We start from the raw sequence: 22,738 nt of genomic DNA on the forward strand, positions 1-22,738 counted from the left end.
TCAATCACCATGGTGGCCTCACCATTCTGGGTGATCACAAACGGATTCCCGTTCATTTCCAATTCTTCAGAAATCTGCGCCGCATGGCTTTTCAGGTACGAAATGGATTTGATGTTGGCGATTGACTGCATGTTACCTCCTGGAATTCATTAGACCCAAATTTAGTACCGAATTTGGTTGACGTCAATGAGGTCGCGGCTTGCCGTCGAATTCGTTGGCAGCTTCTGCCTGTCAGAAAAGGCCCCAAACCTCAACAGAATGGGGCTTTCACCATATCGCTCGCAAGCGACTCAACCGGAATTGAGAGGGGCTTGCCCTGCAGGCCAGAAAGGGAATCGAGAAAAAGCCAAATGCTCGACGCCGGTCGTGCCGGCGAACTACCTGTCGCTACCCGGTGGCAGCAACTCCCCGATCAAATCCGAGATCAGCCCGGCCGTTGTGCCATGGCGGTCGCGGTCCGGGTTGTATTCGACGATTTCCAGGGCTTTCAGCCCGGGCAGGCCGCCGATTCGGCGCATGGCCTCGACGGCATCGTGCACGACCAGACCATCGGGCTCTGGGCTGCCGACGCCGGGGGCCAGGCGTGGGTCGATGGCGTCGAGGTCGAGCGTGACGCCAAAACCGGCCGGGGCGCTGGCGACGATGGCTATCGCTTCGTCGAGACAGGCGGCGAAGCCGCGGCGAAGTATTTCGTCGCTGTCGATAATGCGCACTTGCATGCGCTGCAGGAATTCGAGTTCTTCCGGTTCGTAGCTGCGCGGCCCGAGGACAACGGTGTGGGCAGCGCTGATCTGGCTGCCTTCCAGCCCGATGTTGAGCAGGCGTTTGTCGCCACGGCCGAGCAGGCAGGCCAGCGGCATGCCGTGGATGGCGCCGGAGTAGCTGGTTTCCGGGGTGTGGCTGTCGAGATGGGCGTCGATCCAGAGCAGGCCGATCGGTTCGGCAATGGCGCGGGCAACGCCGCTCCAGGTGCCAATGGCGACGGAGTGGTCGCCACCAATGACAACCGGAAACTCGCCGGCGCGCAGGGCGAGCACGACTTCGTCGGCGAGATTGCGGCATAACGCGGCGATTCGACCGGTGATCGAGGCATGATCGCCTTGCGGGGCAAACAGTGTCTTGCCCCAGTCAATCAACGGGTGATGTTCGAGTTCATGCCAGGCTTGCGAACGATGAAAAGCGACCGGGCCGTCTTCGCAGGCGCGATCCTGCGCCCCGATGCCGCTGGCGGCGCCGATGATGCGGATGCGGCCGGGACTGGCCGTATGGCGAGGTTTCATGCGCCGATTGCGGATAGCCGGGTGCGCATTTCAGCCAGCTCGGTTTCGAGCGCGGTCACCCTCGCCTTCAATTCTTCGATTTCCTGGTTGGGCGTATGCGACGACTTTGCCGGCAGCATGGTTTCGATTTCCGGCTCGCCGCTGAGCAGGTGCATCCAGCGGTTTTCACGCGATCCGGGCAGGCGCGGCAGTTCGACGACCAGAGCGCCCTCTTCCCGGCTGGCCAGTTCTTCGAGGAAGGCTTCGACCGACGAGATGTCGGCAAAGCGGTGCAGGCGTTCGCAGTTGAGGCGCAGTTCGCCGGCCGTTTGCGGCCCGCGCAGCATGAGCACGGTGAGCAGTGCCGAGGCTTGCGTCGGCACGCCGAGTATTTTCTCGAGACGGTGCTCGAACCGGCTGACCCGGCTGCCGCTGATTTCATTGACCAGCCAGAGGCCTTTCAGGACATCGATAGCTTGAACGACGTCGCTTTCGCTGGCTTCGATGACCGGATTCCGGCTGGTTTTCTGGTTGCAGCCAGCGAGCAGCGCATTGACCGAGAGCGGATAGGTGTCGGGCACGGTGCGCTGTTTTTCGACGAGGGTGCCAAGTACGCGGGTTTCCAGCAATGACAGCATGGGCAGTGATTCAGCCATGATTTTCGTTTCCTGAGCTTGGTTGAATTGCCGCGGCCGGCACGGTTTGCGCCAGACGCTCGGGGTCGCGCAGCCAGGCCCGGTAGATTTGCAGGGCGACGTGCGCGTCGTTGGCAGCGTATAACAACTGGCGCTCGTTGAGGCGCGCACTGGCCCAGTTGCTGGTGCCGACTTTTTTCGATTTCTGGAATTTCTGGCCGAAGTAGTGGGCGACGGCGACTTTGGCCCCGACCGTGCCGCGATGGCCGGGCCCGCGCAGGGCTTCGCCAAGGTCGAGGACATTGGCCAGTTCGATGCCGAGGCGCGCACGCAGGGCGCTGCGGTCGTTGCCAAGACCGAAGCCGACTTTGAGCACGTTCTGGGCGGCAAGGATTTGCCGCAGCACATCATGATTGGCGGCGAAGACGACGGGGAATAGATAGACGTGTTCGTCGGTGGCCAGTTGAACAAGGTGCGGCCCGGTGGAAATCTCGCCTTTCAGAAAGGTGGGTTTCGACTCGGTATCGAAACCGATGGCCGGCACCGCCAGCAAGGCGGCCAGGGCCCGCTCGGCCAGGGCGGCATCGCCGACCAGGGTGATTCTGGCCATCGAAACGCCGTTGTAGATCGGCAACTCACTCGCGGCGAGCATGCTGCGGCTGATTGTCACTTCGCTCAAGTTCGTGCGCTCCGCGTCCGTTGCATCTTCGTTGCCAGCTGCATCCATGTATCCTTCAGCTTTTATCAAGAAGCAAGTGTATGGGATCACGCCGGCCGACGGGCCTTTTCTCGCGCATATGGGCGCTGTTTTTCGGCCGCCCCGCCCCGCTTTCCGACTACGCGCGGGCCCGCCAGCTGATTGCGGCGGTTGATCGCGGCGGCATTCCGCTCAACCCGGCCAAGGTCAATGCCATCGCCCGCGATCTCGGCCTCGATGTGCCCCGCCAGGCGCCGGTCGAGGCGACCATCGAGCGCATCCGCAGCGCCCTGGCCCGCTCGACTGAAGCATGAGCAAGCCCTGGTTTCTGTACATGATCGAGTGCGTCGATGGCAGCATTTATACCGGCATCGCGGTCGACGTGGCCGGTCGCTACGCCGCTCATTGCGCCGGCACCGGTGCGCGCTATACGCGCTCGCATCCGCCGCTCCGACTGCTTGGCTACGAAAACCATCCTGATCGTTCATCGGCCTCGAAGGCGGAATACCGGATCAAGCAGTTGTCACCCGGCGAAAAGCGTCGGTATGCGGCCTCTCTGGGGCTTGGCCGGGCAGAAACTTGACGCTGGTTATGCCGGCGAATTTAGAATGCATAAAAATGACCGGTGAGAAATGCCCGGCCCGATTTCGATGGAGACTTGAAATGCGAGCAGCCCTGCGTGCAATCGGACTATTCCTGACGGCCATCATGCTGACAGGCGCGGCCTGGGCAACGCCGGCGCCGGAGACCAAGGCGCATGGCACCGAGGCGGCGACAGCGGAAGCCAGTCTGATCGTTTTCAACCGCACTTTGACGGTGTTCCGCGCCCACTTTCTCGGGGCAACACCGGCCGTGCGCGCGGCACGAGCCCGCTCGGTGATCGAGGAGGCCTTGCGTCAGGGGGGCGAATTGGTCGTCACCATCAGGACCAATCCCGAAGGGCAGTTGATCGTGCTCGATGATCGCCTGGCTTTCGTCATCACGGCCGGCGATGCCGACCCGCTGCTGCAGGAAACACCGGAGGCGGTCGCCGGGCAGGCGGCGCGGCGACTGGAGCAGATTGTGGCCGAGACGCGGGAGTCGAGAAACATGGAGTCGCTGCTCAAGGCGCTGGGCGCCACGGCGCTTGCCACGCTGGTCTTCGGCTTGCTGCTGTGGACGCTGAGCCGGCTGCGCGGCTGGCTGGCCAACGCGCTGTTGAGCCGTGCCGAGCGCAAGGTGGAGAACCTGAAGATCGGCAACCTGCAACTGATCGAGGGCGAATATCTGCTGCCTTTCCTGCGCCGCCTTCTGATCATCCTGCGCTGGCTGGTGGTGCTGTTGCTGAGTTATGAATGGCTGAGTTTCGTGCTCTCGCGTTTCCCGTACACCCGGCCGTGGGGCGAGCGCCTCAACGACTACCTGCTGAACGTCGCGGGCGGCCTGCTCGAAAGCATTCTCGGCGCCATTCCCGGGCTGGGCGTGGCGCTGGTCATTTTCATGCTGGCGCGCGTTTTCATTGGTTTCCTCGGGCGCTTTTTCGAGCGTGTGTCGCATACCGGAACGCCGGTCAGCTGGCTGGAACCGGAAACCATGCCGACGACGCGACGGCTGTTCAGCATCGGCATCTGGCTGTTTGCCATCGCCATGGCCTATCCGTATCTGCCGGGGGCCCAGACCGAGGCGTTCAGGGGACTGTCGGTGCTGCTCGGCCTGATGGTCTCGCTCGGCGCTTCGAGCGTGGTTGGCCAGGGTGCGGCCGGGCTGATCCTGACTTACACACGGACCATCCGGGCCGGCGAATACGTGCGCATTGGCGAGCATGAAGGCACGGTGGTCAGGATCGGCATGTTCACGACCTGCATTCGCACCGGCCTCGGCGAGGAGCTGACGCTGCCCAATTCGATGATCACCGGGGCGGTGACCAAGAACTACTCGCGCACTGTCGATGGCGCCGGCTATGTCGTCGATACGACCGTCACCATCGGCTACGACACGCCGTGGCGGCAGGTCGAGGCCATGCTGATCGACGCGGCGAAGCGAACTCCGGGGATTCTCGACAATCCCCCGCCCGTCGTCTTTCAGACCAATCTTTCCGATTTCTATCCGGAATACCGGCTGGTCGCCCAGGCTATCCCGCACAGCCCGCGGCCGCGCGCCGAGGTGCTGAGCCAGCTCCACGCCAATATCCAGGATGTCTTCAACGAGTTTGGCGTGCAGATCATGTCGCCGCATTACCTCGCTGACACGGCGCAGGCCAAGGTGGTGAAGCCGGACGACTGGTACCCGGCGCCGGCCAAACGACCGCTTTGAATTTTGGGCAAAATTTCCGGTTGACCGTGGAAATCAGCCGCCGGCGATCAGCGCATCGGGTACTTCGATGATTTCGTCGGTGCCGATGCGGATAGTCGTCACATCGCCTTGCCGGGTGTGGGTCAGCGTATCGGGGGAGTCGGCGGCGACCGGCTGGCCCTTGACGATAAGAATGCGCCGCGTTGCGCTCAGCGCACCGGGCGGCAAACGGACTTCCAGCGTGGCGGTGCCATCGAAACCACGACGAATGACGAAGGCGTCGCAGCGCTGGCTGGCCACCGTCGAGCCGTGGGCGCAGGGCAGCGCGGCCGCGGCGTGATACGGCGTGCCGGGAATCAGCGCATCGCTGCTCGCCGGCCTTGGCGCCAACGCCTGGCCGGACAAACCGAGTTTCAGGGTGTAGAGGCTGCTTTCATGGCGCCGTGCTGCTGCCCGCATGAGATAGACGCGCACCGTATAGACGCCGTCGGCCGGGAGCAGTCCGGAAAATCGATCACCCGAGAGGTTGCCGATGAACATCGCCAATTCGGAATCCGGCGGATTGAGGTTGAAATATTGCTGACCGTTGGCGGCGGCCAGCGACACATCCAGCTTCTGGCCGGCGTGGCCGCTCAGCTGGTAATCGACGAATTGCCGCCCACGCAGGGTAGCTTTGACCACCCGGGGGCCGGCCGAAAGGTCCAGCATTTCTGAGCGGCCCTCGCTTGGCGCCAGCCTGGCGCAACCGGACTCGGCGAGGTAGCGCCCTTCCACCCAGCCGGTGATGCCCTGGTAGCTGATCTTGCACCAGCGAGGATTCGCCGCGGCTCGTTGCTGCTTTTCAGCGGCGGACAGCGTGGCGAACTCCTGGTAACTCAGCCCCCCCTGGCAGCCCAGGCTGCGCAGGCAGTCGGCAGCCGCCGGCAGGCTGCCGACCGGCGTCGATGCCAAAGCGGGTTCGGCGCGCACAACGAGCCCGGAGCCGGAGGCAAGCCCGCTGACCCGGTAGTGGTCGGGACCGTCGGCAGTCGCCTGGGCAGCCGAACCGGTAGCCAAGGCCAGGAAGCCAAGCAGGCTGACAAAATACCCGTGTTTCGCACGCATCATTTATCCCGATCAAATACTATTCGTTCATACTTCCGACCATTCTATGGGGGCTGCCTTCCGCCTCCAAGCCAACCCGACAAATTACCCAGACCGACGCGCCATGACGACTCGCACCGCTCAGATTTTCCGCCTTGCCAAACCTTTCTGGCTGCATGCCAAGGGGCGCCAGAATGCCTGGCTGCTGCTCGCTGTCCTGCTCACGCTGGTCGCCCTCAACACCGGCCTGATGGCCTGGAACACGCAACTGACCAAGGGCTTCTACGATGCCCTGCAGAACCGCGACACGGCGGCCTTCAATTCGAACCTCGTGCTGCTCTTCGTGGCCATCGCCTTCATCGTTGCCGTCGCCGTGATCAGAGGCTACATGGAGCAGGCGCTGGAGATGAAGTGGCGGTGGAGCCTGACCGACAACATGATGGGGCGCTGGTTCAAGGACCGCAGCTATTACCGGATCGAGCGCGACAACATGCTCGACAATCCGGACCAGCGGCTGACCCAGGACATGACCGAATACGTCAAGCTGATGATCCAGCTTTCGCTGGGTTTCGTCGCCAACCTCGGCGCCCTCGGCACGATGGGCTGGATTCTCTGGCACACGGCCGGGCCGATGACGTTCGCTATCGGCGACAACTCGATCACCATCCCCGGCTACATGTTCTGGCTGGCCATTGCCTGGGGCGTTCTGCAGACCATCGTCACGCACCTGGCCGGGCACAAGCTGGCCGGCGTGACGGTCGAACAGCACAAGGTCGAGGCCGACTTTCGTTTCGCGCTGTCCAAGGTGCGCGACGCCGCCGAACAGATCGCGCTCTATAAAGGCGAGGCCGTCGAGCAGAGCCGCCTTGGTCATCTGTTCTCGGAAATCCGCCGCAACTGGTCGGACCTGATGCGTTATCACATCTTCCTTAATATGGCGTCGGGCAGCTTTGCGGTGGTTTCGCTGCTCGTCCCGATCATCGCCATTGCGCCCAAAGTGCTGTCGGGAGAACTCGGCATCGGCACGCTGATGCAGGACGTCTCGGCCTTTGCCGAAACGGCCGCCGCGATCGCCTGGTTTGCCCGCTCCTACAGCGACCTGTTCCAGCTTTCCGCTGTCGTCCAGCGTCTGAACGGCATGGATACCGCCTTGAACCAGGCTCCGCCCACGGGCATTGGATTCGACAACCAGTCGCCGTCGGCCAGTGTCGAAGGCGAGAACATCGCCCTCACCCTGCCCGATGGCAAGCCGCTGACCAACGTCGATGCGATGGCCTTCGCCCCCGGCGAACGCTGGCTGTTACGCGGCCCGTCGGGTACCGGCAAGAGCACGCTACTGCGCGCCATCGCCGGCCTGTGGCCGTTCGGCTCCGGGCACATCAGCCTGCCCCGCATGGCCCGCGTGATGTTTACGCCGCAAAAGAACTACCTGCCGGACGGCACCCTGAAAGCCGCGCTGACCTACCCGCTGCCGGCCAGCGCGGTCGACGATGCGACGTGCAGCCAGATGCTGATCGACTGCAACCTGCCGCAATTCGCCTCGCACCTGCATGAAGAAGCGCGCTGGGGGCATCGCCTGTCACCCGGCGAGCAGCAACGTCTGGCCTTCGCCCGCGCCCTGCTCTTCAAGCCGGACATCCTGTTCCTCGACGAAGCGACCAGCGCCCTCGACAACGCCACGGAAGCCCATATGTATCAACTGCTGGTCGACAGGCTGCCGGGGTGTACGCTGGTCAGCGTCGCCCACCGCACGACGCTCGAGGTCTATCACGACAAACAATTGAATCTCAGCGCAGCGTTGCCGGCAATCGCTTGAGGCGGGCCCGCCGACTTTTTCGTTTTTGGCCATTTTTCCCGGTTGACCGTGGCATCCGGATTGGCCAAAACGGCCGTGCTTGCAGTGTTTTGTACAGCTTCTCCTTGAATGCCAGAGCGATTGTTCTATGCTTTTTGTATGGACAATCGTTGGCAAACAAGCACACTTGGCAGATTTCATTCCTGTCGCAAGTGTGCCGCTTTGCAAATTTGTGCATCACTGAAAAGGAGCGTTTCTCATGCCCGACTTCACCAATAATGCCATCAAGCTCGGCGGCGTCATTTCACAGCGTCCTCCATTTCGCCCGCCACCCAATATTTGGCGAACGGTTTCCATTACTTTCGACGACGTGCCCAGTGGTACGGCCGTTGACTCTACCTATGCCAGTTCAGGCGTGAACTTTGCCAGCGTGACCTACCCGCCACGCACGTGGTCAGCATTCGCCAAGGAAATGCCGGTGGGCGGATCCGCCCAGAGCGGAAAAAATGTCCTAACCATCATCGAAGCCGATCCTTCCAATCCCTGGTTCGATGCGCGCTACGGCGCCCTCGAAGCGACGTTTTCCCAATTGCAGCAATCGGTCAGCGTTTGGGCTTATGCGATGAACTCGCCGGAAGGCTCGGGCAATGCCGATAACCGGCCATTCATGGAGGCCTACGACTCGACCGGCAAATATCTGGGCAAGGTACTGACGCAGTTGGGGGTTCACGATGCCAACTTCCTTGGCCACTGGCATCCGCTGAGCTTTTCCTCGCCCAGCCGCAACATCGCCAAGGTACGCCTCTCATCGCAAGCCAACGGCCTGCCCTGGACCTACGCCGCCTTCGACAACCTGACATTCGACCGGAATATCTTCGCCAGACCATAGACAGACAGTCCGGAGTAAGAAAAAAGCGCCCGAAAGGCGCTTTTTATTTGGTGTGGGCCCGGGAGAATGCTTGTCTCACCGTGTTCTTGGGGGCATGTCCGATTGTCCTGACGACGATGGCGACAATGGCGTCGGCAGTGGCGATGAAGGAGGTGGGCTGGAGTAATCCGGAAGGATTGCCGGCATGGGCGCAGCAGCCCTTGCCCGCGCATTTTCGGCCGCTTGCCGCTCGGTATAGGCCTTTTGTCGCTCAAGTTCTTTCTGGGCGGCAACCGGGTCTGATACCGACTCGCTCGGGCTTATTTTTTCGATTATCGATCCCTTGTCGCAGGGAACGTCGGAATAGACGACTTCTCCGGAACGCGTGTGGCAGGTAAAGACGTCGGCCTGGGTTGCACTGGATGCAAGCAGAAGCGCCAGAAGGATGGTGTAGTGCATGAATATCTCCCTTCGAACGTTTTCTAATCTACGCTCCAAACAAAGATGCCACAAGATGCCCGCGCGCAGACCAATTGATTGCCGAGAGTCTAGAAAACCGACTCGTAGGGCACTATCTGCGAATCACACGTGGGACCAGTCGAAGCGATCTGACCGTTGATCCGTTTGAGCAACTCGGCTTGCGCGGACAAACTACCGTTGGTGTGACCCATACAGTAGATTTCATCGACAAATTCCATGAACTGGTGAAACGACAGCCGCCCAATCCGGAGGTCTGTGTATTTCTGCATGTAGTCGGGAACCATATTCATATCCTTTACAGATTTTGTGCACTGCACAACAACGTACACACTCTAGGCCTGCGAAAGAAATATGTCTTCCCGTGTTTTGTAGCCGTTTGTGACTGCAGAGAAATGGCTTATCCAGTGAGTAATTTGGACCTGCGGACGCTTTAACAGAGCACGAAGGCCAACATGGCAGGATCATCGAGAAAATTCAGTACCGCGTAGGTGCTTAGCCGATAAAAATGAATCTGCAATTGGGCAACCAGGCCGAGATTCAAAGGCTGCTCTTCGACGACGGCTTGTATGACTGCTTCCACCAGAATTTATCCTGCGCTCAAACGTAGGGTGATTACCAACCCAAAAAAGCAAAAAGCCCCGAAAAATCGGGGCCTTAAGCATCGTTGTATTGCTTGGCGGACACGCAGGGATTCGAACCCTGGATCCAGGTTTTGCCCGGATGCACCCTTAGCAGGGGTGTGCCTTCGACCACTCGGCCACGTGTCCTTGCCTGCTACAACGAGGCGCGGATGATATAGGCTCCGCGCCTTTTGGTCAAACTTACTGATCGAGACCGAACGTGCGGTGCAGGACGCGAACAGCCAGTTCCAGATACTTCTCGTCGAGGACGACGGAAATTTTGATCTCGGAGGTGGAGATCATCTGGATGTTGATGCCTTCGTCAGCCAGGGCCTTGAACATCTTGGAGGCAACGCCCGGGTGCGAGCGCATGCCGACGCCGACGGCGGAGACCTTGCAGATCTTGTTGTCACCGGTCACTTCACGGGCGCCGAGCTTGGCCTTGACGCCTTCGAGGATGCCCTGGGCCTTGGCGTAGTCGCCGCGGTTCACGGTGAAGGAGAAGTCCGTGGTGCCATCATGGCCGACGTTCTGGATGATCATGTCGACGTCGATGTTGGCGTCGGCGATGGAGCCCAGGATCTGGTAGGCAATGCCCGGGGTATCGGGAACGCCGAGCATGGTGAGCTTGGCTTCGTCGCGGTTGAAAGCGATACCGGAAATGATCGGTTGTTCCATGTTCTTGTCTTCCTCAACAGTGATCAGCGTACCTTCCCCTTCGTCCTGGAAGCTGGAAAGAACGCGCAGTTTGACCTTGTACTTGCCGGCGAATTCGACCGAGCGGATCTGCAGCACCTTGGAGCCGAGGCTGGCCATTTCCAGCATCTCTTCGAAGGTGATGGTGTCGAGCTTTTTGGCTTCGGGCACGACGCGCGGGTCGGTGGTGTAGACGCCATCGACGTCGGTGTAGATCTGGCACTCGTCGGCCTTGAGCGCGGCCGCGAGGGCGACGCCGGAGGTGTCGGAACCGCCGCGACCAAGCGTCGTGATGTTGCCGTGCTCGTCGACACCCTGGAAGCCGGCAACGACGACAACGTGGCCGGCATCGAGATCGCGGCGCATGTTGGTTTCGTCGATCGACAGGATGCGCGCCTTGGTGTGCGTGCTGTCAGTCAGCACCTTGACCTGGCCGCCGGTGTAGCTTTTGGCCTTGCAGCCGATGTCCATCAGCGCCATGGAGAGCAGGCCGGTAGTGACCTGTTCGCCGGTGGACATGATGGCATCCAGCTCGCGCGGATCGGGAGTGGCCTGAACTTCCTTGGCCAGTGCAATCAATTTGTTGGTTTCGCCGCTCATTGCAGAGACGACGACGACCACTTGATGGCCCTGTGCCTGGAACTTGGCAACGCGTTTGGCGACATTCTTGATGCGCTCGGGATTACCGACCGACGTACCGCCGTATTTTTGAACAATCAACGCCATGGATTTGTCCGGTTAAACGTTGGAAACATGAAAAAGAGGGCGGGATTTTACCCCACCCTGTTCTTTTTCCGAAAGAAAACAGTGGCTAGAGATCAGCCAGCGAGCGCAGATGCGCGCCGACGCTGCGCGCCAGCGAGGTCATCACGTAGCCGCCTTCGAGCATGGAGACGATGCGCTTTTCGCACATTTCGGCGGCCAGCGTTTTCAGCTGATCGGTGACCCAGGCGTAGTCCTTTTCGAGGAACTTCAGGTTGCCCATGTCGTCCTCGAAGTGGGCATCGAAGCCGGCCGAGATAAGGATCATCTGCGGCTTGAATTCGCGCAGGCGCGGCATCCAGACCTGCGTCACGGCGTCGCGGAATTCTTCGCCGCCGCAACCGGAAGCCAGCGGCACGTTGCACATGTTGGCTGCCGGCTTGTCGGTGCCGCAATAGGGATAGAACGGGTGCTGGAAGATGGAGCACATGAGCACCTGCTCGTCACCGGCGAAGCAGTCTTCAGTGCCGTTGCCATGATGAACGTCGAAATCGATGATCGCGACGCGCTCCAGGCCATGGGCGACAAGTGCGTGCTTGGCGGCAACACCGATGTTGTTGAAGAAGCAGAAACCCATCGGATTTGCTTTTTCGCAGTGATGACCGGGCGGTCGCACGGCGCAGAAGCCGTTTTCGATTTCACCCTTCATGACGAGGTCGACGGCGAGGCAACCCGAACCGGCAGCACGCAATGCGGCCTGCCAGGTATGCGGATTCATCGCGGTATCGGGGTCGAGGTGCACGACGCCCAGTTCCGGCGAGGCGCGCTTGAGGCGTTCGAGATGGGAAGCGGGGTGGACGCGCATCAGTTGTTCAAAGGTGGCGAGCGGCGCGTCGTAGTAGACAAAATAGGCGTCGATTCCCTGGGCGATCAGATGATCGTTGATGGCGGTCAGACGCTGCGGACATTCCGGGTGATGCGAACCCATGTCGTGCAACTGGCAGTCACGATGGGTGATGATGGCAGTGGTCGTCACTTGTTCTCTCTCTGCGAAGCGGCGCACAAAACGGCGCACGTCGAATTGTCATTATCGTCCCATTCATCGCGCCGCTTCAAGCATTAGAATGGTTTCGGACTGACACAGCGGACTCATATGATGTTGAAAAGTACACTTTCCGGCCTCACCGGTCGCCCGCGGGCATTCGACGGCGTCCTCGAGCAGGCCGGCCGGATCATTCTCGGCAAGGATCATGAAATCAGGCTGGCCATTGCCTGCCTGCTGGCCGACGGCCATTTGCTCATCGAAGACCTGCCCGGCATGGGCAAGACGACGCTGGCCCACACGCTGGCCCGGCTGCTCGGCCTGCAGTTCTCGCGTATCCAGTTCACCAGCGACCTGCTACCGGCCGACATCACCGGCGTTTCGGTTTTCGAGCGCGAGCGCAGCGAATTCCGTTTCCTGCCCGGCCCGGTCTTCGCCCAGCTCGTCCTCGCTGACGAAATCAATCGCGCCACGCCGAAAACCCAGAGTGCCCTGCTCGAAGCGATGGAGGAAGGGCAAGTCACGGCCGAAGGCCAGACGCGGATGTTGCCGACACCCTTCTTCGTCATCGCGACGCAAAACCCGGCCCACCAGATCGGCACTTTTCCGCTGCCCGAATCGCAGCTCGACCGTTTCCTCATGCGCCTCGAACTCGGCTACCCGGACCGCACCGCCGAACGCGCCCTGCTCGCCGCCGGCGGCCAGCGGCGGCGCGTCGAGGAATTGAAGTCACTACTCACGCCCGATGACCTGCCGGCCTTGCAGCAGGAGGCATCAGCCGTCCACGCGGCCGGACCGCTCATCGATTACGTCCAGGCGCTGGTCGAAGCGACCCGCCAAAACCCGGCTTTCCAGCACGGCCTGTCGCCACGTGCCGGCCTCGCCCTGCTCGCCGCCGCGCGCGCCTGGGCCTGGCTGGCCGGGCGCGACATGGTGCTGCCCGATGACGTGCAGGCGGTTCTCCCCGCCGTTGCCCGACACCGTCTGCGCTCGGCACAAGGTGGTGGCTACGCGCTGGCCGAAGACATCGCCGCCCTGATCCGCAGCGTCGCCATCCCCTGAAAAACGTGGGCATCGTCGCCACCCTGCAGCAAAAACTGTTTCGCTGGCGCAGCGACGGCACGGCACCGCTGCGCCTCGGCCAGCGGCGCGTTTTCATCATTCCGTCGCGCGGCGGCCTGCTCTACGCTCTGGCGCTCGTCGTCATGCTGATCGGTGCCATCAACTACAACCTGGCGCTCGGTCATGCGCTGGTTTTCCTGCTCGTTGGGCTGGGCATCGTCGGCATGATCCACACCTTTCGCAACCTGCACGGACTGGTCATCACGCCAGGGCGGAGCGGGCCGGTTTTCGCTGGCGAGATGGCGCATTTTCAGATCACCCTCGACAACGACCGCCCTACCCCACGCCTGGGACTGGAACTGGAGGCCGAAAGCGGCAATCCGGTGTTTGCCACGGTCAACCGGAAAAAAAGCACAAAATTGAATATTCCGGTCAGCGCCAAAAGCCGCGGCTGGCTGGCCCTGCCGCGTGTCCGCCTGGCCACACGCTATCCGCTCGGCCTGTTCACCGCCTGGGCCTACCTGCAGCCGGCCATGCGCTGCCTGGTCTATCCGCAGCCGATTGCCGCGCCGCTGCCCCCGGCCTCGCCGACAGCGCTCGGCGGCGAACGGAGCGGTGACGGCGGCCAGGAGGACTTCGCCGGATTCCGCGAACGCCAGCCGGCCGACTCGCCACGCCACGTCGCCTGGAAAGCCAGCGCCCGCAACGCCGGCGAAGGCCCGCTACTGATCAAGCAGTTTGCCGGTGGCGCACAGGTCGAGCTGATGCTTGACTGGCAACTGACCGATGCCGCGCTGGCCAATGAAACCCGCATCGGCATCCTGACCGGTTGGGTGCTCGCCGCCGATGCCGCCGACGCCCATTACGGCCTGCGCCTGCCCGGCTTCGATATCCCGACCGGCAGCGGCGAGCGTCATCGCCAGCTGTGCCTCGAAGCCCTCGCCCTTTGCCAGCCATGAGCACGCCAGCCCGCGAAGCCCTCGACCGCCACGCCACGCCCTGGTTGTTCGCCACAGCACTGGCGACGACGGCGCCGCACTTCATGCATCAGCCGCCGTGGCTCAGCGCGGTGGCCGGCGCCCTGCTGCTGTGGGCCGTCTGGCTGTGGTGGAAAGACCAGCGCCTGCCCGGCCGCTGGATACTGATCCCGCTGGTTGGCGCCGGCAGCGCCGGCATCCTGCTCGAATTCCACACGCTGTTCGGGCGCGACGTCGGGGTCGCCATGCTGGTCATGTTCATGACCATGAAACTGCTCGAGCTCAAGTCGCGACGCGACGCGATGGTCGTCGTCACCCTCGGCTACTTTTTGCTGCTCACCCACTACCTGTACTCGCAAAGCATCCCGACCGGCCTCTGGCTGCTCGCCGCAATGTGGCTGGTCACGGCAACGCTGGTCCGCCTGCATGGCGGCCCGACCAGCCAGCCGCGCGACACCCTGCGCTACGCCGGCGTGCTCTGCCTGCAGGCCATTCCTTTCATGCTCGTCCTGTACCTGCTCTTTCCGCGCATTTCGGGGCCGCTCTGGGGCCTGCCAACCGACGCTTACGCCGGCAAGACGGGGCTGTCCGACAGCATGTCGCCAGGCAGCATCGCCGAGCTTGTCCAGAATGCCGACATCGCCTTTCGCGTCCGCTTCGACGGGCCGCTACCGCCCCGGCCAAAGCTCTACTGGCGCGGCCCGGTCATGGAGCAGTTCGACGGCACAACCTGGCAACCATACAAAGGTCGCCACCCGGCGCCTCAACTGGAACGCATTTCGCCACCCATCGCCTACGAAACGACGATCGAGGCGCACAACCAGCGCTGGCTGCTGGCCCTCGACGCGCCGGCCGAACTGCCGGCCGAAATAGAGGTGAATGGCACACTGACCGCAGTCAGCCGCAATGCCATCAACGAGCGCCAGCGCTTTCGACTATCGGCCAGCCTCGATTACCGTTTCAACGCGAGCGAAGACGCCTTGGTGCTACGCCGCAACCTCGCCCTGCCCGAAGGCAATCCGCAGACCCGCGCCCTGGCCGCCCAATGGCGTCAGGGCAACACGCCGGAAGCCGTTATCGGCAAGGCGCTCGCTTTGTTCGCGGCCGATTTCACCTACACGCTGCGACCACCGCTGCTCGGCCGGCACGGCATCGACGATTTCCTTTTCCAGAGCAAACGGGGTTTCTGCGAGCACTACGCCGCCGCCTTCGTGACGCTGATGCGTGCCGCCGGCATTCCGGCCCGCGTCATCGGCGGCTATCAGGGCGGCGAATTCAATCCGCTCGATCAATATCTCGTGGTTCGCCAGTCCGATGCCCATGCCTGGGCCGAAGTCTGGCTCGATGGCAAGGGCTGGGTCCGCGTTGATCCGACGGCCGCCGTGTCGCCGAGCCGAATCGAAACCGGCATCGCCGATGCACTGGGCTTCGGTGAACCACTGCCGGCACTCGTACAATGGCGCGCCGACTGGGTGCGTACACTGCGTTATCGCTGGGAGGCGATCAACAACGCCTGGAACCAGAACATCCTCGGCTACGATCCGCGACGCCAGCGCGAACTGCTCGCCCGCCTCGGCCTGCCCGACACCGACTGGCAAGCTCTGGTCATCGCCCTGGGCAGCACCTGCGGCCTGCTCGTCGCCGGTCTGATGGGCTGGGCGCTCTACAAACGCCCGGAAAGCGACCCGGTCGTTCGGCTGTGGCACAAGGCGCTGCGACATCTGGCCCGAAGAAAGGTAGACTGCTCGCCTTGGGAAACGCCTCTGGACTTGGCCCGACGCGTTCGCGAACAACGCCCGGAACTGGCCGAACCTTTCCAGCGCGTGGTCGACGCCTACCTTGTAGCGCGCTACGGCAACACCGACAAACACCTGAAGACACTGCGCGATGCCATCGCGCAATTGCGATGATGAAACTCAAACTGACGCTTGCCCCGCTGCTCCTCGCCGCCCTGACCACGCTGGCCAATGCCGGGCAACATGCCAAGCCGAACACGCCGACCTTCGCCGACGATCCGGCCGCCATCGAATTTGCCCGCGACCTCGAAACCCGCCACGGCTTCAAGGCTGACGAGCTGATCAGCCAGTTCGCCCAGACTGGCCCGAACGCCACCGTCCTCAAGCTCATCCAGCCGCCCGCCTCGCCGCTGCAGCGCTCGTGGGAACGCTACCGGCCACGCTTCCTGAACGAGCGGCGGATCGATGGCGGTGTCAGTTTCTGGCAGGAAAACGCCGGGCAACTGGCCAAGGCCTCGGCGCTCTATGGCGTCCCCGAGGAAATCATCGTCGCCATCATCGGCGTCGAAACCGAATACGGCCGCAACACGGGCGGCTTCCGTGTCTTCGAGGCACTGTCCACGCTGGCTTTCAACTACCCGCGGCGGGCCGAGTTTTTCCGCACCGAACTCGAACAGTTCCTGCTGCTGGCGCGGGAGAACAATCTCGACCCAATGGCCGTCAAAGGCTCGTTTGCCGGCGCCATCGGCATCCCGCAATTCATGCCGGGCAGTCAGCGCCGCTATGCTGTCGATTTCGACGGCGACCAGCGCGTCGACCTGGGCAACAGCGTCGACGACGCCATCGGCAGCGTCGCCCGCTTTCTCGAACAACATGGCTGGCAAGCCGGGCAACCCATCGCCGTACAGGCCATGACGGCCGGCACGCCGGAGGCTGAACTGATTCAGGCCGGCATCCGCCCCAGCCTCAAGGTCGCCGATCTGGCCGACAAAGGCATCCGCGCCAACATCGACCCGCAAACGACGGCGGCGCTGATCGACCTTGTCTCACCCGGGCGCGAGACGGAATACTGGCTCGGATTCGATAACTTTTATGTGATCACGCGCTACAACCGGTCAAGCTTCTACGCCATGTCGGTTTTCCAGCTGGCCGAAGAAATCCGCGGCCGGATGTGCGCAGCTACAGCAGAGAATCGCGAGAGATATTGCCGCGCTTGACGATCTTGCGCAGGCGATCCAGACCTTCCATCTGAATCTGCCGGACCCGCTCGCGGGTCAGTCCGAGATCGTGGGCGATGACATCGAGCGTCGCCACGTCAGCACCATTCAAACCGTAACGACGCTCAATGACTGAACGCTGGCGCTCGCTCAGTTGATCAAGCCAGTCGCCGACCAGCGAGCCAACTTCGCTCAACTGCAGCAATGACTCCGGATCGCTGCCGCCGTCGTCAGCGATGACTTCGGCGATGGTGTGACTGGGATCAATGTCGAGCGGCGCATCGAGCGAGGCAATATGTTCGTTGAACGACAGCGTGCGCCGTACATCCTCGACCGGCCAGTCGATCAGCGCGGCAATACGTTCCACCGTCGAATCCCGCTTGTCGGCGGATTCCAGATGGCGCATGGCGCGCAGAACGACGTTGATTTCCTTGACGATATGCACCGGTAGCCGAATGGTGCGCGACTGGTTCATGATGCCGCGCTCGATGTTCTGGCGTATCCACCAGGTGGCGTACGTCGAAAAACGGAAACCGCGTTCCGGATCGAACTTTTCCAGCGCGTGGATCAGGCCGAGATTGCCTTCCTCGATCAGGTCAAGCAGCGGGATTCCCCGGTTCAGATAATGCTTGGCGATATTCACAACGAGCCGCAGATTGTGCTCGATCATGCATTGGCGGGCGGCAAAATCGCCAGCCCGGACGAGCCGCGTCGTCGCCAGCTCCTGTTCCGGGGTGAGCAGCGGCTTGGCGCCGATCTCGCTCAGATAAAGCTGGGTGACATCCTCGAGCAGCTCGATTTCCGGAGACGCTGTCTCAGGCTCCGAAAGCAGGACCGATTCATCGGGCTGCCCCTCGAACTCGTCATCCACGCCCTCGCCGATATCGCTCATCTTTTCGGTAGATACTGCGCCGGATCGACCGGCTTGCCCTGTTTACGGATTTCGAAGTGCAGCTTGACCGAGTCCGCATCGGTATTGCCCATTTCGGCGATCTTCTGGCCGCGGCTGACCTGCTGGCCTTCCTTGACGAGAATCTTGCGGTTGTGGGCGTAAGCCGACAAATAGGTAGCGTTGTGCTTGACGATGACCAGTTCGCCAAAGCCGCGCAGGCCGCTACCGGCATAGACCACCTTGCCATCGCCGGCGGCCAGGACGGGATCACCGGCCTTGCCGGCGAAATCCAGGCCCTTGTTGCCGGCATCGCTGTATGGCGCCGAGAGCCTGGCTGACGTCGGCCACATCCAGGGTACATCGTCGGGACCGGTGGCAACGGCCGGTGCCACCTCGGGTTTCGCTTCCGGCTTGATCTCGGCCGGCTTGGCGGTTTCGCTGCCGGCCTTGTTCAGGCGGGCGTAGGCTTCATCCGAATAAGGCTCCTTGCCGACACGCGGCTCACGCTTCAATGCGCCATTTTGCTGGGTAGCGGCAACACTGCCGGCCGGCTGATCAAGCGAGCGAGACTCGACGGCAGCGCCAACCTCAATCGGTTTGGTGACCGCGCCATCTGGGACAGGCTCGGCGCCAGCGCCCGGCGGTGCAACGCGCAGGATCTGGCCTTCCTTGATCGCCGACGGGTTGGCGATATTGTTCCAGGTCGCGACATCGCGGTGATCCTGGCCGTGTTCCAGTGCGATCCGGTACAGGGTATCACCGCGCTTCACCGTGTAATAACCAGGGCCGGCCGGCTGAGCAACAGCCTTGGAGGTCGAGCGATCGACCGCCGGCACCGGTTGCTGGGAGATGCAGCCAGTCAGGAGCAGGATGGGAAATAGTGCGACGACGATTCGAATCATTGCGTTCCTGAAAGTAGCGGGACGAAACGTACGGCATCAAGCCGGGTTTCGACATACCCCTGCGGCGTGTGTTCTATAAAACTAAGATACTGCTCCGCAGCACCGACTGGCAATACCAGACGCCCATTAGGAGCAAGCTGCTGGAGCAAGGCAGGCGGTACACTGGCCCCGGCTGCTGCCACAATGATACTGTCAAACGGCCCGGCCTCGGGCAATCCGAACTGGCCATCGGCGTGTTTGAGGCGAACATTGAACTGCTGCAGGGTACGCATGTTGCCCTTGGCCTTTTCGAGCAAGGGCGCCAGCCGCTCGACGGCATAGACTTCGTTGGTCAACTGGGCCAGCACGGCGGCCTGGTAGCCACAACCGGCACCGATTTCAAGGGTCTTGCCCAGCGTCTTGCGGCCATTGAGCAGCAACTCGATCATGCGTGCCACGACATAGGGCTGCGAAATGGTCTGCCCCATGCCGAGCGGCAGGGCGGTGTCCTCGTAGGCCCGCGAAGCCAGAGCCTCCTCGACGAAGACGTGGCGCGGAACAGCGGCCATCGCCTTGAGAACGGCTTCGTTGCGGATACCTTTTTCGCGCAGGCGCTCGATCATCCGTGTCCGGGTTCGCTGCGACGTCATGCCGATACCTTGCAACACGCCGTGACTCACTTCATCCACTGGCGAATCGAAGGCAGCTGGGCGGCATGCGTCAAGTCGATCTGCAACGGGGTAATCGAAACAACACCGCGCTCGATGGCATTGAAATCGGTTCCCGGCCCTGCGTCGGCGGCTGCACCGGCGGCGCCCACCCAATAAACGGTTTCACTGCGCGGCGAGGTCATTTTCACCACCGGCTCGGCTTTATGCCGACGACCAAGACGGGTCACTTCCATGCCATTCAAATCAGCGTAGGGAATATCAGGGACATTTACATTCAATAAAACAGGTTCGCGAATGGGATCGCGAATAAAGCGCTCGACCAATTCGCGGGCGACACGGCCAGCCGTCGCATAATTGTCTCCCTCGAAGTTGGTCAGGGAAATGGCGATGGAGGGAATGCCGAGCAAATAACCTTCCGTCGCTGCCGCAACGGTACCCGAATAAATCGTGTCGTCGCCCATATTGGCGCCGTTATTTATTCCCGAAACGATAATATCCGGTAATTCATCGAGCATGCCGGTAACGGCCAAATGGACACAATCGGTTGGCGTGCCATTTACAAAATGAAAGCCATTTGCCGCCTTTTTCAGAAACAATGGCCGATCCAGCGTCAGCGAATTACTGGCGCCGCTGCGATTCTGCTCGGGAGCAACGACGACGACCTCACCCAGGTCGTGCAGCGCCTCAGCCAGGGCGGCAAGCCCCGGCGCAAAATAACCGTCGTCGTTACTCAGCAGAATACGCATGATCAAACCAGCAGATTATCCAGAGAGCCACCATTGGCCACCCAGGCTTCGACCCATTTCGGCTTGCGGCCGCGACCAGTCCATTCAAGTTCGACATTTTGCGGATGACGGTATTTAACCTTGACCTTATTACCGGTCGTCGTCTTGACCTTGACTTCCTTGCCGAGCAAATCCTCAATGGCATAACCATGGGTTTTGGCCAAGGCACGCAATTCATTCAGGACATTAATCTTTTCCTGGGCTTCGCGACGTTTGATTTCGGCCGGAATCTGCTGCTGCAAATCGCGCAATTGAGCAACGGTAAGCGTAGAAATATCCATGATTATTTCCTTATATAAATAGGTGGCGACAATTTAATTTGTTTGAAACATTTTTTCAACGCCACCCATTAAAAAAACCGGCATTTGCCGGTTTTTTTAATGGGTGCAACCGGCGGCAAAAATGCCGCACAGCCGCCAGTTTACTATTGTTTGCCAGCGAAGTCTTGGCTATTCAGGAATGTAGCCGACCCGGACAGGACAACGGACAGGTCATTCCACGGTCAACCGGAAAAAACGGCCCATTTTGAAATGGCTGCAAACACGACCTCTCCATCAGACCGGGATCAGGCGCCGGTTGGCGACACCAGGCAGCGTGCGCAGCGATTTGCCGGCCAGCATGGTGTACTCCTCTGCCTTGACGGTGCTGACATAGCGCCAGTCGCAACGGCACTCACCCGGTGTGGCGGTGACCACCATGTAGCCGCGGTCGCCGGTGTTGGCGTACTTGAGTGGCCCGATGATGGCTTCGAGCCCGGCCGCCACGGCGAGCGGGTTTTCGCTCGGGAAATATTCCTCGAGACCCGGCGAGGAGACCGATGCGACGGCATACTCGACGCCGACTGCGTTGCCCTGGTAGTCCTCAAGATCGCTCGCCCAGGCGTTGTGGGTATCGCCGGCCAGTACGACGAGGTTCTTGTTCAGCCCTCTGGCCATGGCCAGCACGGTTTCCCGCGCCATGGCATAGCCGTCCCAGGCGTCGAGGTTGTAGGGAATGGCCGGCTGGGCGAGGATGAACTGTTCCTGCGGGGTCAGCGTGGCGGGTGCCGTCTGCGCCTTGTAGACCAGCGCCGAGTAGGCGGAGAAGCTGATCTGACCGAGGACCAGCGGCGCCGGGATATTCATGCGGCCCATCAGCACCTGCTGGCCGAGCATCTGCCAGGTGGCACCGGAACCGGCGAGTTGATCCTGCAACCAGAGCAGCTGTTCGGCACCGAGCAACTGGCGGTCGGTATCGGCCAGGTCGGCGGCGAAACGCACACTGTCGAAGCTGCCGTCGCTGCCGAAGTAATTGGCGTACTCCATCTGCCGGTCGCGGGCGATGACGCGGGTATCGAGCATGTGCAGCGCCAGCAGGTTGCCGAAGGCGAAGCTGCGGTTGATCTGCTGCGGTCGACGGGGGTCCGGGGCGCGAATCGGCAGCCATTCGTGGAAAGCCTGCAACGCGGCGGCGCGGCGGACGGTGAATTGACCTTCGCTGGCCGAGTCATGATTCTCGGCGCCGTCCTTCCAGGTGTCGTTGGCGATCTCGTGGTCGTCCCAGACGTTGATGAAGGGCATGGCGGCATGCACGGCCTGGAGGTCGGCATCGGTGTGGTACTGGGCGTAACGCTGGCGGTAGTCGTCGAGCGTCAGCAGCTCGCCGGCCGGCAGCACTTCGCGGCCGAGCGCGGCGGCATCGGTCGAAGCGTAGCCATCGCGGCCGTATTCATAAATGTAGTCGCCGAGATGGACGGCGGCATGGATGCCTTCGAGCTTCGCCGCTTCACGGTAGGCGTGGAAATAACCGGCCGGGAAGTTGGAGCAGGTGAACACGGCGAGCTTGACCTTGGCGACGCTGCCCACCGGCAAGGTGCGCGTACGACCGGTCGGCGATACCGTATGGCCGACGGCAAAGCGATAGTGATAGACGGTGTCCGGCTTCAGACCGCTGACATCGACCTTGACGGTGTGATCCTTGCGGCCATCGGTGAGCGCGATACCGGCGCGGACGACGCGACGGAAAGCCGCGTCGAGGGCCATTTCCCACTTGACCGGAACGATGCCGCCGCGCTCGCTGCTAACGCGCGTCCAGAGGATGACCTTGCGGGCGAGCGGGTCGCCGCTGGCGACGCCGTGTTCGAAACTGACCTTGTGGCGATGCGGAAAGTGGGCCAGGGCGCGCTGGTCATCGGAGAACAGGTCGTCCGCATCGAAACCGTGGGCCATGGCACGCAATGGCAGCAGGCTGCCGGCCGAGGCGGCGACGCTGCCCATGGCGAAATGACGGAGAAAACGGCGACGTTGGGTCGGAGTGCGAGTGGTCATGAGGGCTGCCTGGAGGAGATGAAGGTAGCCCAGCCTAGCGCCGGAGAATTACAACAGCATTGC

At 61.8% G+C, this 22,738-nt stretch carries 24 protein-coding genes and 1 tRNA gene; 9 read left to right on the plus strand and 16 right to left on the minus strand.

Translation table 11 applies throughout. The features are described 5' to 3' along the window. The 4 genes from AC07TV_RS05375 to AC07TV_RS05390 form a co-directional block, all read right to left on the minus strand. On the minus strand, positions 1-131 hold a 131-nt coding region (locus tag AC07TV_RS05375; RefSeq protein WP_494647748.1), incomplete at its 3' end, for a type II toxin-antitoxin system Phd/YefM family antitoxin. A gap of 246 nt (positions 132-377) precedes the next feature. Beyond that, a complete protein-coding gene (locus AC07TV_RS05380) occupies positions 378-1,280 on the minus strand; it encodes an arginase (protein WP_494647382.1) in 903 nt (300 codons plus the stop codon). After that, complete coding sequence (locus tag AC07TV_RS05385; protein WP_494647383.1) at positions 1,277-1,915, minus strand: YceH family protein; 639 nt, start codon at positions 1,913-1,915, stop codon at positions 1,277-1,279. The genes AC07TV_RS05380 and AC07TV_RS05385 overlap by 4 nt, the downstream gene beginning before the upstream one ends. Next, entirely contained in the window at positions 1,908-2,564 is a 657-nt protein-coding gene (locus AC07TV_RS05390) for a 3'-5' exonuclease (RefSeq protein ID WP_494647749.1), read from the minus strand. The genes AC07TV_RS05385 and AC07TV_RS05390 overlap by 8 nt, the downstream gene beginning before the upstream one ends. An 89-nt stretch (positions 2,565-2,653) precedes the next feature. On the opposite strand from AC07TV_RS05390, the gene AC07TV_RS05395 reads away from it, so the two are divergent. From AC07TV_RS05395 to AC07TV_RS05405, 3 genes are all read left to right on the plus strand, one after another. After that, positions 2,654-2,905: a hypothetical protein gene (locus AC07TV_RS05395; RefSeq protein ID WP_494647384.1), complete on the plus strand. Its 252-nt coding sequence runs from the start codon at positions 2,654-2,656 to the stop codon at positions 2,903-2,905. Then, the gene (locus AC07TV_RS05400) at positions 2,902-3,174 is read left to right on the plus strand and encodes a GIY-YIG nuclease family protein (RefSeq protein ID WP_226494894.1); all 273 of its coding nucleotides are present in this window, start codon (positions 2,902-2,904) and stop codon (positions 3,172-3,174) included. The genes AC07TV_RS05395 and AC07TV_RS05400 overlap by 4 nt, the downstream gene beginning before the upstream one ends. 80 nt (positions 3,175-3,254) lie before the next feature. Beyond that, positions 3,255-4,883 (plus strand): mechanosensitive ion channel family protein, encoded by a 1,629-nt coding sequence (locus AC07TV_RS05405; protein WP_494647385.1) that lies wholly within the window; start codon positions 3,255-3,257, stop codon positions 4,881-4,883. Between the two features lie 33 nt (positions 4,884-4,916). Here AC07TV_RS05405 and AC07TV_RS05410 read toward each other — a convergent pair whose 3' ends face one another. Beyond that, positions 4,917-5,966 carry an SH3 domain-containing protein gene (locus AC07TV_RS05410; protein ID WP_494647386.1) on the minus strand — a complete coding sequence of 350 codons (1,050 nt, stop codon included), beginning with the start codon at positions 5,964-5,966 and terminating at the stop codon, positions 4,917-4,919. A gap of 103 nt (positions 5,967-6,069) precedes the next feature. Between AC07TV_RS05410 and AC07TV_RS05415 the strand changes: the two genes are divergently transcribed. Both AC07TV_RS05415 and AC07TV_RS05420 read left to right on the plus strand, forming a co-directional pair. After that, the gene (locus tag AC07TV_RS05415) at positions 6,070-7,761 is read left to right on the plus strand and encodes an ABC transporter ATP-binding protein/permease (RefSeq protein ID WP_494647387.1); all 1,692 of its coding nucleotides are present in this window, start codon (positions 6,070-6,072) and stop codon (positions 7,759-7,761) included. A gap of 238 nt (positions 7,762-7,999) precedes the next feature. Continuing rightward, positions 8,000-8,629, plus strand: coding sequence for a hypothetical protein (locus AC07TV_RS05420; protein ID WP_494647388.1), 630 nt, complete (start codon positions 8,000-8,002; stop codon positions 8,627-8,629). Positions 8,630-8,704: 75 nt separating this feature from the next. Here AC07TV_RS05420 and AC07TV_RS05425 read toward each other — a convergent pair whose 3' ends face one another. From AC07TV_RS05425 to AC07TV_RS05445, 5 genes are all read right to left on the minus strand, one after another. After that, positions 8,705-9,067: a DUF4124 domain-containing protein gene (locus tag AC07TV_RS05425; protein WP_494647389.1), complete on the minus strand. Its 363-nt coding sequence runs from the start codon at positions 9,065-9,067 to the stop codon at positions 8,705-8,707. Positions 9,068-9,518: 451 nt separating this feature from the next. After that, positions 9,519-9,668, minus strand: coding sequence for a hypothetical protein (locus AC07TV_RS05430; protein ID WP_494647390.1), 150 nt, complete (start codon positions 9,666-9,668; stop codon positions 9,519-9,521). Between the two features lie 94 nt (positions 9,669-9,762). After that, a tRNA-Ser gene (locus tag AC07TV_RS05435) sits at positions 9,763-9,855 on the minus strand. A gap of 54 nt (positions 9,856-9,909) precedes the next feature. Continuing rightward, a complete protein-coding gene (locus tag AC07TV_RS05440; RefSeq protein WP_494647391.1) occupies positions 9,910-11,130 on the minus strand; it encodes an aspartate kinase in 1,221 nt (406 codons plus the stop codon). Between the two features lie 85 nt (positions 11,131-11,215). After that, entirely contained in the window at positions 11,216-12,142 is a 927-nt protein-coding gene (locus tag AC07TV_RS05445; protein ID WP_494647392.1) for a histone deacetylase family protein, read from the minus strand. Positions 12,143-12,262: 120 nt separating this feature from the next. On the opposite strand from AC07TV_RS05445, the gene AC07TV_RS05450 reads away from it, so the two are divergent. From AC07TV_RS05450 to mltB, 4 genes are read left to right on the plus strand one after another with little or no spacing between them, the layout of a single operon-like run. Continuing rightward, complete coding sequence (locus AC07TV_RS05450; protein ID WP_494647750.1) at positions 12,263-13,210, plus strand: AAA family ATPase; 948 nt, start codon at positions 12,263-12,265, stop codon at positions 13,208-13,210. A 5-nt stretch (positions 13,211-13,215) separates the two neighbouring features. Continuing rightward, positions 13,216-14,169, plus strand: a complete 954-nt coding sequence (locus tag AC07TV_RS05455; RefSeq protein WP_494647393.1) for a DUF58 domain-containing protein — start codon at positions 13,216-13,218, stop codon at positions 14,167-14,169. Next, positions 14,166-16,097, plus strand: coding sequence for a transglutaminase TgpA family protein (locus tag AC07TV_RS05460; RefSeq protein ID WP_494647394.1), 1,932 nt, complete (start codon positions 14,166-14,168; stop codon positions 16,095-16,097). The genes AC07TV_RS05455 and AC07TV_RS05460 overlap by 4 nt, the downstream gene beginning before the upstream one ends. After that, entirely contained in the window at positions 16,094-17,140 is a 1,047-nt protein-coding gene (gene mltB / locus AC07TV_RS05465; protein WP_494647395.1) for a lytic murein transglycosylase B, read from the plus strand. The genes AC07TV_RS05460 and mltB overlap by 4 nt, the downstream gene beginning before the upstream one ends. On the opposite strand, the gene rpoS is transcribed toward mltB, so the two are convergent. From rpoS to AC07TV_RS05495, 6 genes are all read right to left on the minus strand, one after another. Beyond that, the gene (gene rpoS, locus AC07TV_RS05470) at positions 17,103-18,032 is read right to left on the minus strand and encodes an RNA polymerase sigma factor RpoS (protein WP_494647396.1); all 930 of its coding nucleotides are present in this window, start codon (positions 18,030-18,032) and stop codon (positions 17,103-17,105) included. The genes mltB and rpoS overlap by 38 nt on opposite strands. Then, entirely contained in the window at positions 18,029-18,934 is a 906-nt protein-coding gene (locus tag AC07TV_RS05475; RefSeq protein WP_494647397.1) for a peptidoglycan DD-metalloendopeptidase family protein, read from the minus strand. The genes rpoS and AC07TV_RS05475 overlap by 4 nt, the downstream gene beginning before the upstream one ends. Beyond that, on the minus strand, positions 18,931-19,563 hold the full coding sequence (locus AC07TV_RS05480; protein WP_494647398.1) for a protein-L-isoaspartate(D-aspartate) O-methyltransferase: 633 nt from the start codon (positions 19,561-19,563) through the stop codon (positions 18,931-18,933). The genes AC07TV_RS05475 and AC07TV_RS05480 overlap by 4 nt, the downstream gene beginning before the upstream one ends. Positions 19,564-19,589: 26 nt before the next feature. Continuing rightward, positions 19,590-20,330: a 5'/3'-nucleotidase SurE gene (gene surE, locus AC07TV_RS05485; protein ID WP_494647399.1), complete on the minus strand. Its 741-nt coding sequence runs from the start codon at positions 20,328-20,330 to the stop codon at positions 19,590-19,592. Positions 20,331-20,332: 2 nt separating this feature from the next. Further along, the gene (locus tag AC07TV_RS05490) at positions 20,333-20,650 is read right to left on the minus strand and encodes an H-NS histone family protein (protein WP_494647400.1); all 318 of its coding nucleotides are present in this window, start codon (positions 20,648-20,650) and stop codon (positions 20,333-20,335) included. Between the two features lie 273 nt (positions 20,651-20,923). Further along, entirely contained in the window at positions 20,924-22,675 is a 1,752-nt protein-coding gene (locus AC07TV_RS05495) for an alkaline phosphatase D family protein (RefSeq protein ID WP_494647401.1), read from the minus strand. Between the last annotated feature and the right edge of the window lie 63 nt (positions 22,676-22,738).

The sequence above is a fragment of the Azonexus sp. GW821-FHT04F04 genome, from assembly GCF_059420025.1.